This is a genomic window from Halomonas sp., from assembly GCF_052095695.1.
In the GTDB taxonomy this organism is placed as follows: domain Bacteria; phylum Pseudomonadota; class Gammaproteobacteria; order Pseudomonadales; family Halomonadaceae; genus Vreelandella.
This window is the reverse complement of record NZ_JBQDLQ010000078.1, coordinates 1-15,642: the sequence shown is the minus strand read 5'-3', so window position 1 is coordinate 15,642 and position 15,642 is coordinate 1. Positions and strand designations below refer to the sequence as shown.

13 protein-coding genes are annotated in these 15,642 nt (G+C 54.2%); 6 read left to right on the top strand and 7 right to left on the bottom strand.

Features of this window, described 5'->3' with window-relative positions:
* Positions 1-4: 4 nt before the first annotated feature.
* From ACTH5D_RS13975 to ACTH5D_RS13965, 3 genes are all read left to right on the top strand, one after another.
* A complete protein-coding gene (locus ACTH5D_RS13975; RefSeq protein ID WP_441672264.1) occupies positions 5-760 on the top strand; it encodes a FadR/GntR family transcriptional regulator in 756 nt (251 codons plus the stop codon).
* A gap of 28 nt (positions 761-788) precedes the next feature.
* The gene (locus ACTH5D_RS13970; RefSeq protein ID WP_441672260.1) at positions 789-2,363 is read left to right on the top strand and encodes an aldehyde dehydrogenase (NADP(+)); all 1,575 of its coding nucleotides are present in this window, start codon (positions 789-791) and stop codon (positions 2,361-2,363) included.
* A gap of 100 nt (positions 2,364-2,463) precedes the next feature.
* Entirely contained in the window at positions 2,464-3,477 is a 1,014-nt protein-coding gene (locus ACTH5D_RS13965; RefSeq protein WP_441672258.1) for an Ldh family oxidoreductase, read from the top strand.
* A 69-nt stretch (positions 3,478-3,546) separates the two neighbouring features.
* On the opposite strand, the gene ACTH5D_RS13960 is transcribed toward ACTH5D_RS13965, so the two are convergent.
* Positions 3,547-4,935: an aminotransferase-like domain-containing protein gene (locus ACTH5D_RS13960; RefSeq protein WP_441672256.1), complete on the bottom strand. Its 1,389-nt coding sequence runs from the start codon at positions 4,933-4,935 to the stop codon at positions 3,547-3,549.
* A 161-nt stretch (positions 4,936-5,096) separates the two neighbouring features.
* Between ACTH5D_RS13960 and ACTH5D_RS13955 the strand changes: the two genes are divergently transcribed.
* Entirely contained in the window at positions 5,097-6,251 is a 1,155-nt protein-coding gene (locus ACTH5D_RS13955; protein WP_441672254.1) for an MFS transporter, read from the top strand.
* Here the strand turns inward: ACTH5D_RS13955 and ACTH5D_RS13950 are convergent.
* Positions 6,235-7,167 (bottom strand): cation diffusion facilitator family transporter, encoded by a 933-nt coding sequence (locus ACTH5D_RS13950; RefSeq protein ID WP_441672252.1) that lies wholly within the window; start codon positions 7,165-7,167, stop codon positions 6,235-6,237. The two genes, ACTH5D_RS13955 and ACTH5D_RS13950, sit on opposite strands and share 17 nt — an antisense overlap.
* A gap of 130 nt (positions 7,168-7,297) precedes the next feature.
* Between ACTH5D_RS13950 and ACTH5D_RS13945 the strand changes: the two genes are divergently transcribed.
* Entirely contained in the window at positions 7,298-7,816 is a 519-nt protein-coding gene (locus ACTH5D_RS13945; RefSeq protein WP_441672250.1) for a GNAT family N-acetyltransferase, read from the top strand.
* A gap of 96 nt (positions 7,817-7,912) precedes the next feature.
* On the opposite strand, the gene ACTH5D_RS13940 is transcribed toward ACTH5D_RS13945, so the two are convergent.
* Positions 7,913-8,482, bottom strand: coding sequence for a carboxymuconolactone decarboxylase family protein (locus tag ACTH5D_RS13940; RefSeq protein WP_441672247.1), 570 nt, complete (start codon positions 8,480-8,482; stop codon positions 7,913-7,915).
* Positions 8,483-8,515: 33 nt separating this feature from the next.
* Positions 8,516-9,841 carry an aspartate aminotransferase family protein gene (locus ACTH5D_RS13935; RefSeq protein WP_441672245.1) on the bottom strand — a complete coding sequence of 442 codons (1,326 nt, stop codon included), beginning with the start codon at positions 9,839-9,841 and terminating at the stop codon, positions 8,516-8,518.
* Between the two features lie 250 nt (positions 9,842-10,091).
* Here ACTH5D_RS13935 and ACTH5D_RS13930 point away from each other — a divergent pair, with 250 nt between their 5' ends.
* Positions 10,092-10,991: a MurR/RpiR family transcriptional regulator gene (locus tag ACTH5D_RS13930; RefSeq protein ID WP_441672243.1), complete on the top strand. Its 900-nt coding sequence runs from the start codon at positions 10,092-10,094 to the stop codon at positions 10,989-10,991.
* Here the strand turns inward: ACTH5D_RS13930 and nirD are convergent.
* From nirD to ACTH5D_RS13915, 3 genes are read right to left on the bottom strand one after another with little or no spacing between them, the layout of a single operon-like run.
* On the bottom strand, positions 10,960-11,379 hold the full coding sequence (nirD, locus tag ACTH5D_RS13925; protein ID WP_441672241.1) for a nitrite reductase small subunit NirD: 420 nt from the start codon (positions 11,377-11,379) through the stop codon (positions 10,960-10,962). The two genes, ACTH5D_RS13930 and nirD, sit on opposite strands and share 32 nt — an antisense overlap.
* A 46-nt stretch (positions 11,380-11,425) precedes the next feature.
* On the bottom strand, positions 11,426-13,939 hold the full coding sequence (gene nirB, locus ACTH5D_RS13920) for a nitrite reductase large subunit NirB (RefSeq protein WP_441672262.1): 2,514 nt from the start codon (positions 13,937-13,939) through the stop codon (positions 11,426-11,428).
* Positions 13,940-13,992: 53 nt separating this feature from the next.
* Complete coding sequence (locus ACTH5D_RS13915) at positions 13,993-15,309, bottom strand: NAD(P)/FAD-dependent oxidoreductase (protein ID WP_441672239.1); 1,317 nt, start codon at positions 15,307-15,309, stop codon at positions 13,993-13,995.
* Between the last annotated feature and the right edge of the window lie 333 nt (positions 15,310-15,642).

The window sequence follows — 15,642 nt, the reverse complement described above, 5'->3', positions numbered from 1 at the left end:
TTTCATGGCCAAGCAAAACGCAACGACATCTGCCCTAAAACCGCTTCAAGTGAATAAAGTGATGCAGCAGGGAAGCTTGTCCGTTCACGTGGCCGATCAGTTGGAAGCGTTGATCACCCAAGGTAAAGTCAGCGTGGGGGAAAAGCTACCGACAGAGAATAGCCTTTGTGATTCCTTTGGGGTGAGTCGCACTGTCATCCGTGAGGCAATTACTCATCTTAAATCCCTTGGGCTAGTAGCAACACGGCGTGGCGTAGGTACTACTGTGCTGCGTTCTTCTATTTTAGAAGCAAGGCCTGCTGAGCGGATCAATCCGACTACGGTGGAAGATATTTTACATCTTCTGGAGTTGCGTTTGACGCTAGAGCCTGCAGCAGCTGAGCTGGCAGCTTTACGCCATGATGACGAAGACCGTCAGCGATTAGAGACCCAGCATTTAGCATTTAGCAATGCCTTTGCCCAGAAAAGCCAGGCGCGGGAAGAGGATTATCTTTTTCACTTTGCCATCGCGACGGCAACTAAAAATCCATTTTTCCAATCTTTTTATAAGCAGTGGAGCCAGAGCGTTATCCCTCGCGCCAAGCTGCTGAGTACCGATATTAACCCGATCTCTTCCGAACTTTACTTGGAAAGAGTTCAGGAAGAGCACACGTCCATTATTGAAGCCATTCTTTACCGCGATGCCCAAGCCGCCCGAGAAACGATGTTTCAGCACCTTAACCGGGCGCGCAACATGTACGCAAAATATCGCGACCAGTGATATCACTGAACCATATTAGGAGCAACGCATGACGATTCAAGGCGAAATGCTAATTGGCCAAAAATCAGTAACCGGTACACAGGCCAATATCCAAGCGGTTAATCCCGCAACCGGCGAAACTTTAAAGCCAGTATATGCAGGCGGAAGTCGAGCCCACGTTGAGCAAGCTTGCGAGCTGGCCGAAGCAGCGTATAACACCTATCGAGAAACGTCGCATGAAGAGCGCGCTACGTTTCTTGAAACCATCGCTCGTGAAATTGAAGCTATTGGCAGCGAATTAATTGAGCGTGCGATGGCGGAATCTGGTCTTCCCCATGCGCGTCTTGAGGGTGAGCGTGGCAGAACCTGCGGCCAACTACGTTTATTCGCCTCCGTTGTACGCGCAGGAGAGTGGTTGGATGTGCGAATTGATCCTGCCATGCCGGATCGCCAGCCGCTTCCGCGCGCTGACTTGCGCCAGCGCCATATCGCACTAGGCCCAGTGGCTGTGTTTGGGGCCAGCAACTTCCCGCTTGCATTTTCGGTTGCCGGTGGCGACACGGCATCTGCACTAGCGGCGGGCTGCCCAGTGGTTGTAAAAGGTCACTCTGCGCATCCAGGTACCTCTGAGCTGGTTGGGCGGGCGATTCAAAAAGCCGTTAAAGCCTGTGGCTTACCCGAAGGTGTCTTTTCACTGCTATTCGGCTCCGGTCGAGAAATCGGTCAGGCGCTGGTCGACGATCCGCGCATTCAGGCGGTGGGTTTCACCGGTTCACGTAGCGGCGGTACGGCGCTGATGAAAACAGCCCAGGCACGGCCGCAGCCGATTCCGGTTTATGCCGAGATGAGCAGCATTAACCCTGTGTTCTTATTGCCCGCGGCGCTGAAAGCGCGAGGCAAGGCGTTAGGTGAGGCATTTATTGGTTCGCTCAATATGGGTGCCGGCCAGTTCTGTACTAGCCCCGGCCTTGTCATCGCGGTGAAAGGCCCTGAGCTGGACGCTTTCATTGAAGCTGCGAAAGGCGCCGTTGAAGTCAGCGGCGCACAGGCCATGCTCACCCCAGGCATTCACAGCGCTTATCAAGAGGGTGTTGCTAGCTTGAGCAGTGCGGATAAAGTGCGTGAAGTGGCTCGCGGTAAAGCCGGTGGCGATTACCAGTGCCAGACAGGTCTGTTTGCCGCGGCAGCGAGTGACTTCCTTGCTTCCGAAGCGCTTCAGGCTGAAGTGTTTGGGGCCAGCTCTTTAGTGATCGAATGCGCTGATGAAGCCGAAGTGAAACGTGTGGCTGAACAGCTTGAAGGTCAGCTAACGGTAACACTGCATATGGATGACGCAGACCTGGATGCCGCCAAAGCGCTGCTACCCACGCTTGAGCGCAAGGCTGGCCGTATTCTGGCTAATGGCTGGCCAACAGGTGTTGAAGTGTGCCATGCCATGGTACATGGCGGGCCGTTCCCGGCAACGTCTGATTCCCGCACTACGTCAGTAGGCACGGCGGCTATCCACCGTTTCCTACGCCCCGTTTGCTACCAGTCATTGCCAGCAGGGCTGCTACCTGAGGCGCTGAAAGATGGTAATCCTCTGAGCGCTACACGCTTAGTCGACGGTAAGCGCGAACTGTAAAAATGTTCGAACGATAGATAAATAGAAAGCAGGTACTGGGTGCCTGCTTTTTTAGTGCTTGATAAAAAATACCAATAAAGATAAATGGTTAGGTGATGCTATGAGCAGTGATATTACTATTTCACTAAAAGAAGCCGAAGCACTGAGTAACAAGGTGCTCACTCATAACGGTTTTAGTCAGCCCCATGCCGATGCGATTACCAAAAGCGTCTTGGCGGCACAGCGCGATGAGTGCCACTCGCATGGTTTATATCGATTGATTGGATGTGTTCAGACCGCTCTTAACGACGGTGTTGATACCCACGCAGAGCCAAGTATTACGGATCAGGCTGCAAGTGTCGTTAAGGTCAATGCGAATAAAGGCTGTTCACTGCTATCGTTTGAACTTGGTAAGCCGATGCTGATAGAAAAAGCTAAAGCGAATGGGATTGCAGCTCTCGCGATTAATAACAGCTTTCATTTTTCGGCGCTGTGGTCTGAAGTTGAAGCACTTTCTGCAGAAGGGCTAGTGGCGTTGGCAATGACGCCGAGCCATGCCTTTGTTGCACCTGCGGGCGGGACTTTGCCTCTTTTAGGCACCAACCCAATCGCGTTTTCCTGGCCGCGCCCAGGTGGAGCGCCCTATACGTTTGATTTTGCCACCAGTGTGGTCGCTCGCGGCGAGATAGAGCTTCATCGGCGCGCTGGTAAGTCGATTCCCTGCGGGTGGGCGATTGATGATGAAGGCAATGCCACTACCGACCCGGTGGCCGCACTAGCGGGAGCCATGCTGCCCTTTGGAAGCTATAAAGGGTCTGCTCTTTCCACTATGGTGGAGCTGTTAGCTGGCCCGCTAATCGGCGATTTGCTGGGCCATGAAACCCAAGCGGCGAATGCCGAGAAAACCGGTAAGCCCTTTCATGGCGAGCTAATTATTGCGATGTCGCCTGAGGCTTTTCTCGGTCGCCAAGCCGAAGGCCATCTCAAACATGCCGAAGTGCTTTTCGACAGTATTCTTGGCCAAGGCGCACGCTTGCCTTCGCAACGGCGTTTCGAAGCTCGGGAAAGAAGCCATGCTAATGGTGTCACGTTCCCCAAAGCGCTGTATGACGAACTCAATGCGTTAGCGAGTTAATCGCTTCGCTAGCAGGTGAGGTAATCGCGCTAATAATCTATTTTAGATGACTCTCTTAGCAGGGCGTTGTTAGCTCATCGCTTCAATAAACGCTCTCGCTCTTGGGTCTTGCATGTAGGCAACGTTAAGTCGTAACCATGGTGTCAGCTGGTGATCAGCAAAGAATAAATGCCCCGGCGATAGCGTGATTTCCCACCGATTAGCCAGTTTAATCAGCGTTTCGGGCGAGGTGTTCGAGGGTGGCCTCGCCCAAATAAACATTCCTCCCGCGGGCTCGGTATAAATTTCCCAATCAGCTTTTTTGAGCATGGTGAGCGCTATCGCCATTTGATTGGATAGCTTGGTTCTTAGCCGTTCGGTGAGCTTCCGGTAGCTACCGTTTTGCAGCATGGTAATGACGACCTGTTCGGCAAAGCGTGATGCGGAAATACTGGTCAACATCTTGATATCCACTAAGCGCTGTATCAGCGTCGGCGGGGAAGCGATAAAGCCTACTCGTAACGAAGAAGAAAGACTTTTCGAAAAGCTGCCAAGGTAGAAAACCCGATTTAAACCGTCTAACGCTGCTAAGCGCGAGGTGGGTGTATGCTGGAAATCCGCGTAGATATCGTCTTCGATAATTTGAAAATCGTGCTGTTCCGCCAGCTGTAATACCCGATGCGCAATGGCGGGCGTTAGGGTGCTGCCGGTAGGGTTATGAAACACGCTGTTGATGTAGAAAAGTTTAGGGTGATGCTCTGCTAACAATTGCTCAAAGCGTTTGATATCGGGTCCGTCGGCAAGGCGAGGCACGCCTATGACGCGAATGCGCTGCAAGTGCAGCAGCCCACACAGATTATAATAGCCTGGCGACTCTACAAACATCACGTCACCGGGCTCCAAAAGCATCCTTATTATCAGGTCGAGCGAGTGGCTACCTCCGCCGGTCATCACGATCTGCTGTGAGTCCACACCCACGGCGAGCATACGCAAACGCTCTTGAATCAACTCGCGCAGTGCTAGGGGCCCTTGAGGCGTACTGTATTCGAAAATTCCTGCGCGACTGTTGCGTGCTACGTGGCGAATAGCGTGGGTTAGGTCGTCTCCTTCTCGCCAATGGCTAGGCAGCCAGCCACAGCCTAACTTGAGCGTGTGCTCATTGGCATTGAAAAGCCCCCACAAGCCGTTTGTGACCTCTTCCAATGCGCCATTAATGGATGGTTGTGAGACTAACGATGCAGCGCTATCCGCGACATAAAATCCTGAACCGCGTCGGGAGCACACCAATCCAGCTGCAACCAAACGTTCATAGGCTTCGATTACCGCATTACGGCTAATGTTATGCGTGGCCGCTAAACGGCGAATAGAAGGTAAACGACGGCCACCTCCCGAACCCTGCGTTTCAATCCAATCTCGAATGCTCGCTTCGACCTGCTGCGCAATGGGCGTACCGGCATGCCGATTGATGGATAGTTCCATGAGTGGTCCTGTGGCTTTCAACGGTTCTTAGAAACGGTTCTTTAAACTGTTATTTAAAAGAGCGGAACAGTGTTTGGATAGTGGTGCTTAAGTGTACCTTACCCGGCGTTGGTAAAAATGCGAGCTTAGCGGTTCACAAAATGATCCGTTAGGAACCGCTCATGAAACGATGTAACGCCATCCGCTTAGCGTTTGCGCTGTGTATGATAACTGCCGGGGTTAATTTACAGGCCCCCCTTTATGATGCGCTAGCGGCTCGCGATGGCTTGGGCGTCGGAGCTACGACAATTGCCTTTGCTTGTTACGTGGCGGGCATTGTGCCGGTATTGCTCGGTTTAAATGGTTTGGCAGGCCGAGTGGGGCGCAAGCCATTAATCGTAGTTGCCTTGCTGCTAAGCCTGCTCGCAACCGCTATTACTCTGATGGCGCCTAGTTTATTAGGGTTGGGCATTGCTCGCTTTTTACTGGGTGTCGGCATGGGGCTAACGTCAGCGGTAGCGCCCGCTTACATGCAAATGCTTTTTGAAGATCAAAAGAGCGATGCCACGAGCTACGTGACGGCCAGTACTGCGCTTGGGTTTGGGTTGGGAGCTGCCGTTACCAGCCTGTTTATCTTCCACGCGCCTAGCGTATCGCCGCCAAGCCTATGGCTTTACTTGGCGGCGGCCTCGCTGGCGTTGCTGATGATTATCACGCTCGATGATCACGCGCCAAAGGCGGTTAACAACGCCATGTTGCGCCTTCCCAGCTATCCGCCGGGAACATTGGCGTATGGGCTAGCGATTTTACTAGCCTGGGCAACAGTAGGTTTGGTGATCGCAATATTGCCATCAACATTGCAGAAACACGGCTTATCTGCCTGGAGTGGATTTGCCACCTTTGGCATTTGCAGCTACGGCGTGCTTTTTCAACCTTGGGCGAGAAAACTGGCACCCCGTACCGCAACCGTATTGGGGCTGATTATTCTACCGCTGGCCTATAGCTTGATTGCTTGGGGTGCGATTCAAGGTTATCTCTTCGTAGTGCTGCTCGGCACGGTTGCTGCTAGCAGCGCATGCTATGGATTTATTTATCTTGGGGGATTAAGCGGCGTGCTGGCTATTGCCGGTGTGTTGTCTACCCAAGCTAGCGCGGGCTATTTTCTGATGGCTTACATGGGTTTTAGCATTCCCGTGATAAGTACGGGAATGCTGATTGATGCGGTGGGCCATACGCTCGCGTTAACGCTGTTTGGGCTCGCATTGGTTGGCGGTGTCGTCGTCACCATTGGCTTGTTAGTAGCTAGCGCGTCATCGATACTTAAACGTCCGTTTTGACCAATAGCCCACAAGAGGGGGCTGCCCAACGGGTATCGGCGGTAAACACGACATCGCATACCACCGGCGCGTAATAACGGCGTACTTCGTTATCAATACGGCCGCGCAGCTCGTCTTGGCGTGCGATTGAAATATCGGCTGTTTCGGGCAGCACTACGTGCACCATGACATACAGCATGCGGCCGGGGCGCACCATGCGCACGCGCACCTCTACGGTATCAATGTCAACGAGGCCACGCGCTACGGCTTGGCGTACAGGCTCTGCAATAGCTTCTTCAGGCGTTTTGTTGAGTAATTCTCTTAATGCTTGAGAAGCCATCCGTACCGGCACACCTAAGCACAGAATAATGACGGCAATCACCAACACTGAATCCACATAGGGCAGCACGGTGTACCAGCCCATCTGCTCAAACAGCACCACGAGGCAAAACGCCATCAAGATCGCGGCAGAGATTAAGCTATTCACCATCCAGTTGAGCTTGTCGGCGCTAACCAGCGGGCTATTAACATGACGCTGGCTGCGATGCATCACCCAGGCGGTTAGCGAGCAGGCGGCGGTGGCAAAGAGCGCATACAGGACGGCGATTCCCGCCGATATTTCACGCCCACCGGTAAGTAGTGCAGCGACAGCATCCACCAAGGCAAAAATAGACACGCCTAAAATCAGCAGTCCTTTGCATAGATTTACCAGCGACTCAAAATAGTTATACCCGAACGGATAGGATTCACTATCGGGACGACTCGCCAGCTTGCTTACCTTAATCGTTACCAGTGCTACGCTGAAATAGATAAGGTTGAACAACCCATCCAGCAAGATCGCCTGAGAGTTAGACGCCAGCGTGGCGGTAATGCCAGCACAGCCGATCAGTAGTGCCATAAAGGCAGAGAACGCTAACGTACTTGATTCTGTCTTCACGAACTTTTTTGCTCCAATGCTTACCTAACAAATAGGCTGTCAGAATAGCAACATCAATGGTTGTAATGTCAGCCATTTTTTGTCTTAAACATTAGTTTGTTGACTTAGCACCCTAGGAAGAGATGTCTTTATGCGCCATGCCAAGGATCTGACCTTCACGCTACTAACGCCAGAAGATGCCACCGAACTGTTGAGCTTAGAAACGCAAGAGCGTGAATGGTTCGAGCAATACATTGAAGCGCGTCCTAAGCACTTTTACACCTCGGAAGGTATTGCACAGCATATTGTTGAGTGCCTAGCGCTAAATGCCCAGCGGCGCATGAACCCGCTGATTATTCGTGATAAAGGCGCAATAGTTGGGCGCGCCAATCTGCGTGATATGCGCGATGGCCACGGCAAGGTCGGCTATCGCATCGCAGAGCAGGCCTGCGGGCAAGGTATCGCCCAGCGTGCACTGCACCAATTGATGCGTGACGCACGCTGCGTTTATCGGCTGCATACCCTTAAAGCGATAGTGTCATTAGACAACCACGCTTCTGTTCGCGTATTGGAAAAAGTAGGGTTTGAAAAGGCGGAAACGCTGGCAGCGCACTCATTGGTGGCGGGGCGGTGGCTTGATTGTGAGGTTTATAAGCGCTCAATTAGCTAGTCATAAAGTGAGATAAATGAGAAGCCCCCTTCTGATTGAGCAAAGGCTTTTACGTGAATATATAGGCGGCGATACTGTTTTAATAATCTTCTCACATTATAGAGGGTCGGCAGTTGGGGTTATCGAAAATAACGCGGGTCTTTGCTCTGCTTCCTGTTGAATATTGGTATCAAGGGGTGTGTCGTAGGTCTTGAGCAGATAGCCCAGCACCGAATAGAAACCCACCATCGCAATTAGATCGATCACTGCCTTACGTCCAATGGCTGCCGCTAGTGCGGACTCCTGCTCCGGCGCTAGCATGCGTGCGTCAAATAGCGCATCCACGGCTTGAACGATAAGACCGTCAACGCCTTCTGGGGTCCCTCGAATGGCCGTGATCCGCGCCTCCGAGAAACCCAGCGCGAGCGCTCGGCTGACGTGATGCGCCCATTCATAGGCCGCCTCCATACGCAGGCCCGCGCGCAAAATCACCACTTCGGTGAGCTCGGGCCCTAGCGCATTTTCTTTCACTACATGCTGGCGCAGCGGTGCCCACGCCTTAAGTAGGGCCGGGTGGTGAGCCATGGTGCGATAAACATTCAGTGCACCGGCAAAACCTTCGCGTTGATCGGCAATGTCGCTCGGCCAGTCAGCGTCAGCAATAGGTGGGCAGGGGGATGGCGTCATGAGAGGCTCCGTTCAAGTAGTGCGTTATCGCCGTTATTCTGCGATCGCGGCGTTGATAGCATCGGCAATGCGTTCAATGATTAGGTCGATATCGCTGGGCTCAATAATATATGGCGGCGCCAATAAAATATGGTCACCATAAGTGCCATCAATGGTACCGCCCATTGGATAGCTGATAAGGCCCCGTGCCATGGCCTGGCGTTTGATCTTGGCATGAATCTTTTTAGTCGGATCGAAAGGTGTTTTATGCTCTCGGTCGGCGACTATTTCGATACCGCGAAACAAGCCTCTGCCGCGTATATCGCCCACGTGGGGGGAGGCCGCGAGAGCCGTCTCAAGTCCGCTCTGCAACCTCGCGCCCATGGTATTAACATTAGCCAGTGTCTCTGGCCGGGCAATGATCTCAACCACTTTATTGGCAGCGGCAGCCGCAACGGGGTGGCCAATGTACGTATGCCCGTGCTGAAACTGGCCGGAACCGTTGACAAAGCTTGCGTAGATTTTATCTGACAGCATCACCGCGCCGATGGGCTGATAGCCTCCCCCCAGGCCTTTGGCGATGGTGACGATATCCGGTATGACGCCGTCTTGTTCGCAGGCAAACACGGTGCCGGTACGCCCCATGCCGCACATGACTTCATCAAGAATCAGCAGGACGCCGTACTTATCGCAAATGGCGCGAACGTGCTTAAAGTAATCAGCAACCGAGCCGACCGCACCCAGCGTAGCACCCACCACGGGCTCGGCAACGAAGGCCATGACTTCCTCAGGGCCAAGTGCCAGAATCTTGGCTTCGAGTTCGTCTGCAAGCCGAGCGGCGTAAGCTTCGGATGACTCATCAATGCCCTTATCGCGATAAGCATAGCAGGGCGAGACGTGATGAGTTTCTGGCAGGATGGGCTGAAACTGTTGGCGGCGCATCGCGTTGCCGCCCGTGGCTAAAGCACCAATAGTATTGCCGTGATAGCTCTGGCGCCTGGCGATGATATGACGCCGCTGGGGAGCGCCAATTTCTACAAAGTATTGCCGCGCCATCTTCAAAGCGGCTTCAACCGCCTCTGAACCCCCTGAGACCAGATAGACATAATTCAGCCCCTCGGGCGCTAAATCGACTAGTTTCTCCGCAAGCGCTTCAGCAGCATCCGTGGTGAAAAAGGCCGTGTGCGCATAGCAAAGATGATCAATCTGCGCGCGCATAGCTGCCAACACTTCTGGGTGAGCATGGCCGACACTGGTGACCGCAGCGCCCCCTGACCCATCAAGATAGCGGCGTCCGCTGGTATCCGTGATGTAGACGCCTTGCGCCGACGCAGCATGAGGCAACGTTCCGCCGATGCCGCGATGAAGAATACGTGTCATAGAGCCTGCTCCTTATTACCCTGTCCTGAGTACTCGCCGGTGTGGGCTTGAGATGGTAAGAAGATTGGCACAACTCTATAGATGTTAGCAACAAGTGGATCATTTTATTTGAAATAAAACATTTGGATCATTGTTTTTTTAGATCAGTAACGTTTAAATCATGGGCTGCTCAGCGGCGAGGGCCTCATGGCCCAGCGGCTTGGCTACGAATGATGAATCACTGACACGAGCCGGATAAGAGGCAACACGCATGGCGCAAAGCGACCCCGTGAGAGAGCAGATTATTGCCCAGTACGATGCCATGTCAGGGCAGCTCCAGCAGGCCGCTCGCTATGTGCTTGAGTATCCGGACGAAGTAGCCCTGGTGTCCATGCGTGAGCTGGCGCGTCATGCGGCGGTGCAACCCGCGACGATGACACGGCTTGCAAAGTTCTTAGGCATGCAAGGACACGATGAACTTCGGGCACATTATGCCGCGGCGCTGCGCCGGGGGAGCGACGGCTTTGCTGCGCAGGTTCGTCTGCGCGAAAGCGAAGATACCGAGCAGCCCAAAAGCGATATTGCCTCTCATATGCTGCATGGGTTGAGCGCCCAGATTGCTAGGCTCAGAGAACCTGAGTCGCTGCAGCGGCTTGCAGCCGTTGCCGAGCGGCTGGGGTCGGCGAGGAAGGTATACGTGTTAGGTTTGCGCTCGTGTCATTCCGTTGCATGGCATTTCCATTACGTTATGTCACTGTTAAGCGAGCGTTCTGTCCATCTAGATGGGCCTGCGGGAACCGGTGGAGACGCGCTCATCCGCGCGACGGCGGATGACGTGGTGCTCGTCGTCTCCATCAAACCCTATGCGGCTGAGACGCTAGCGCTTGCGCAGCTGGCTAAAGACAAGGGGCTGGACATTCTTTCGATCACCGACAGCGAAGTTTCACCGTTGGTCGGAATGTCCACGCACACCATTTTTTGCGCTACGGAAAGCTACAGCTTTTTCCATACGCTCACCCCCGCTTTAGCCGTCTCCGAAGTACTGTGCACCTTATTGGCTGAGCATGATCGAGCTAAATCATTAGACGCCTTGCTGCGTGCCGATGATCATTTCGCGCACCTTAAAACGTACGCCACGGCTACCCCTCAATCCAAACCGCGTCGCCCTTAAAAGCGATTGGCCATGTGCGTAGCGCGACGTTTTCGTTCTCCAGGCACTGGCCGTCTGCTAAGCGAAAATGCTGCTTGTAGATAGGCGAGGCGACGACGGCCGCGCCTTTTATATCGCCGACGATACCGCGGGCGATTACATTGACCTGGGAGAACGGATCAAAGTGGTCGAGGGCGTACAGCTCAGTGGGGCGGCCAGGCAGCGTCGTGGCGTTTGGTTCGACCGGCAAATAGAAAATGGCGACTTGGGCCGGGCCGCTTGCGGTTTCAAACCAAGCGGCAACGCCAGAGAAGGCCACTAGATCGGCCTTAGTACAGATTTTTTGCCACGTCTTTGTGTGGTTGAAGCCTGCCGTATCCATCTCGTCTTTCAATGCAACTGCGGTCATGGAGTGCCTCATTTTATTCAGTGTCAGGGACAGTGCACAGAATCGCTTACGCCGGGCGTAGCTGGCCGCGCTCGGAGGTCATAATGATCGATGGATCTGGGCGGTCATCGTTGACGAAGCTGCGGAAACGCTTGAGCTTTTCAGGGTCGCTGATAGCCTCTGCCCATTCGCATTGATAGGTATCTACCACCGTTTTCATCTGGCGTTCGAGCTCGGCGTTGATGCCTAAGCTATCGTCCAAAATCACCTCTTTAAGATACGCCAAGCCGCCATCTAAATTTTCGCGCCACACGGAAGTGCGCTGTAGCCGGTCGGCGGTGCGTACGTAAAACATCAAGAATCGGTCGATAGTGCGGTAGAGCTGTTCATCGTCAAGGTTGGTGGCGAACAGTTCGGCATGGCGCGGGCGCATGCCGCCGTTGCCACAGACGTAGAGATTCCAGCCGTTCTCAGTGGCTATGATGCCGATATCTTTGCTCTGTGCTTCAGCGCATTCGCGGGTGCAGCCGGAAACGCCAAACTTGATCTTGTGAGGAGAGCGCAGACCTTTGTAGCGATTCTCTAACCAGATCGCCATGCCAACGCTGTCCTGCACGCCGTAGCGACACCAGGTGCTGCCCACGCAGGATTTTACCGTGCGCAGTGATTTCCCATAGGCGTGCCCAGTCTCAAAACCTGCGGCAATCAGCTCGCTCCAGATATCCGGCAGGTCTTCCAAGCGTGCACCGAACAAATCGATTCGCTGACCCCCGGTGACTTTTGAGTAGAGGCTGTATTTTTTAGCGACCTCACCCAGGGTAATCAGTTTGTCAGGCGTGATTTCACCACCGGCCACGCGGGGCACGACCGAGTAGGTGCCGTTCTTTTGCATGTTGGCCATGAACGTATCATTGGTATCCTGCAAAGGAATATGCGCGGCATCGGTGATGGGCTCGTTAAAGCAGGAGGCTAGAATGGAACCCACGGCGGGTTTGCAAATATCGCAGCCTAGGCGGTGAGTATCGGGGTTGCCGTGCTTTTCAATTAAGTCAGTGAAGGTTTTAATGCCTTCAACGCGGACAATATCGTAGAGCCCTTGGCGGGTATGGGCGAAGTGTTCGCAAATCGATTTGTCGACATCGACGCCGCGTGCTTCCAGCTCATAGTCGACCACACTTTTGAGCAGCGCGGTACAGCCACCACAGCCGGTGCTAGCTTTCGTGGCGATTTTTACGCCAGCAATATCCTTCGCGCCGCCGTCAATGGTGGCGCAAATGTCGGCTTTGCTGACGTTATGGCAGGAGCAAATCATCGCCGTTTCCGGCAGTGCGCCGGGGCCAAGGGCAGGGGCCGCGCCGCTCTGGGGCAGAATCAGCGAGGCGGGCTCAGCAGGTAGCTCAATGCCGTTTGAATAATACTGCAATAGCGTGTCATAAACGCCGTTGTTGCCTACCAGCATAGCGCCGAGCAGTTTTTTACCGTCGCTGGAAACCACTAACTTGCGGTATTCCTGTTTGATCGGGTCCAAGTAGCGGAACATTCGAGCGCCGGGGTTTTGATTGCCGTGGGCGTCCCCAATCGAACCGACATCAACGCCCAGGAGCTTGAGCTTGGTACTCATGTCGGCACCAGCAAAGAGCGTGCTGCCGTCCATCAGCGTTGAAAACGCAGCTTTGGCCATTTGATAGCCGGGCGCCACAAGGCCGAAAATACTCTGGTTCCATAGCGCCACTTCGCCAATCGCGAGAATGGCCGGGTCGCTGGTGAGGCACTGATTATCCACCACGATACCGCCGCGTTCGCCAATCTCCAGACCGCAGTCTCGCGCGAGCTGATCGCGAGGGCGAATGCCGGCAGAAAAGACAATCAGGTCGGTTTCAAGAATCTTATCGTCCTGGAAAACCATGCGATGGCGGCTTGCCTCACCATCTTCAATACGCTGCGTCGCGCGCTCGGTGAGCACCTGTACGCCCAGCGCTTCAATTTTTTCGCGCAGCAGCTCGCCGCCTTCGTTATCCACCTGCATCGGCATTAGGCGCGGCGCGAACTCGATAACTGCGGTGTCTAAGTTCAAACCACGCAGGGCATTGGCTGCTTCTAAACCCAGCAAACCACCCCCGACGACTACACCGGTGGTGGCCGTTTCAGCGACAGCGCGAATGGCATCAAGATCGTCCAGCGTGCGATATACCAGGCAGCCTTCACGATCATTACCGGGGATCGGTGGTACAAACGGATAGGAGCCGGTGGCCAGCACGAGGCGGTCGTAGGGGTAGCGGCCCTGGTCGGTAATAACTTCATTAGCCGCGCGATTAATCTCGATCACCGCTTCACCGCTGCGCAGCTCCACGTTGCTAAGGGCGTAGTAATCCGCTTCGCAAAGCGCCAGAGCATCTGCATCGCGGCCGCTAAAGTATTCAGAAAGATGTACTCGGTCATAGGCGCGGTGGCGTTCTTCACCAAACACGGTGACCTGATAGCGTTCCAGTGCGCCGTTCTCGACTAGCTGCTCGACCAGGTGGTGGCCGACCATGCCGTTACCAATAATAATAAGCTGCTGTTGGGTAGATGCTGTTTGCATAGACACGTTTTTAGTAGGCCCTTTTTTAGCAGACCCGTTTTTAGCGGACATGGCTAAGCCGCCTCCGGCGTTGTGTGAGGTGAGTTTGCATAAGAGACAAACGAATTTTCAGGCGCCGCGCTACGCAGCACTTCAATATCCGCGGCGCCAAACAGCAGCGCCTGGCGGCAGTCATTAAGATTGCTGCCTGCGAGTGCTTGCTCGAAGTACCAAGGGCCCAGCGCGGTATCGCCGTAAAGCACCGCGCCTTCAATCTTCCCGTTGCGTAGCAGCACCCGGCGATAGTCGCCGCGTTCGATGTCGCGGTAGCTCAACACCTCGTGTTCAGCGCTGGGCTGTGTGGGGCCAAACGCATAAAGCGTAATGCCGCTGATCTTGAGTTTGGTGGCGCTGGGAGCATCCATGTATCCAGGCGTCGCGGTGCCGCATAGCGTAGCGGCAAGCACTTCTACCTGCCGCCAAATCGGCTCCACTAAGCCGTAAGTCGCGCCATTAAATTGGCAGCACTCGCCCAGCGCTGAAATGGCTGGATCACTGGTCGTGAGGTATTCATCGACTAAAACGGCATGCTCCGTTGCCAGGCCCGCGTGATGGCCAAGCACAGCATTGGGTGTAATGCCGGCGGCGATAATCACGCTGGTCGCTTCCAGCTTGCGGCCATCAGCAAGATGGACGCTGGTGACTTGGCCTTGGGTGTCGCCTTCTAGCCGTACTAGCTGAGCGCCGGTAACGATATTCAAACCGCGCTGAGCCAGGGTGTTTTGCAGCAGGTGCGAGGCGGTCGTATCCAGCTGCCGGTTCATTAGCCGCTCGCTACGCTGGAGCACGCTAACATGGATATCATTGCCGCGTTTACGCAGCCCTTCGGCGGCTTCTAATCCCAATAGGCCGCCTCCGATGACCACGCTATTGCCTCCTTGGAGGGCAATGGCCTCAAGCGCGGCGGCGTCCTGTAAGTCGCGAAAGCCATGCACACCGCCAAGCTCAATGCCTGGAATGGCGGGCATTGCCGGGCGCGAGCCGGTGGCTAATGCCACGTGATCGTAAGTGAGCGTGCGGCCGCTATCGGTGGTGAGCATTCGATGAGCGCGATCAAGCGTGTCGACTTTTTCGCCCAGTATGAGTGTGATGCCTTGATCTGCGTACCACGCAGCGTCGCGCAGCGTCAGTGCGTCGGGCTGCATCTCACCCGCGAGCAGCGGCGAGAGCAAAATACGGTTATACGCAGGGGTCGGCTCTGCACCGATGACCGTGATGTGCTGTGGGCGAATAGGCTTTTTCACCAACGCCTCAATCAGACGATGACTCGCCATGCCATTTCCGATAATCACCAGATGGCGAATGGATGAGTACTGGGATGGGGTTTCCATGGGCGGCTCCTCTGTGTCTTTGCAGCTGCTTGAGCACCAAGCAAAAAAACGCCCCTGCTACACCTTCTTAGCAGAAGAGGTAGCAGGGGCGTCGTTGCCCGATAGCATTTTTAAAAATCTTGATATCTAATTAAATGGCAATTATCTAGCCAACCGTTTTTTTAATTGTTTCTTTATAATTATTTCAGTGGCTTATAGAGATTTTTAAGATGGCTAACTTAGCTGCTCGAATGTAAGCCTGCACGGCAATGGTGCGTTAAGTGCTTGGTATGCACTCCTAGCCCCCAGTGTCAGGATGAGTGTCGCACCCTCTGATACCCTGTTCTTATAAAC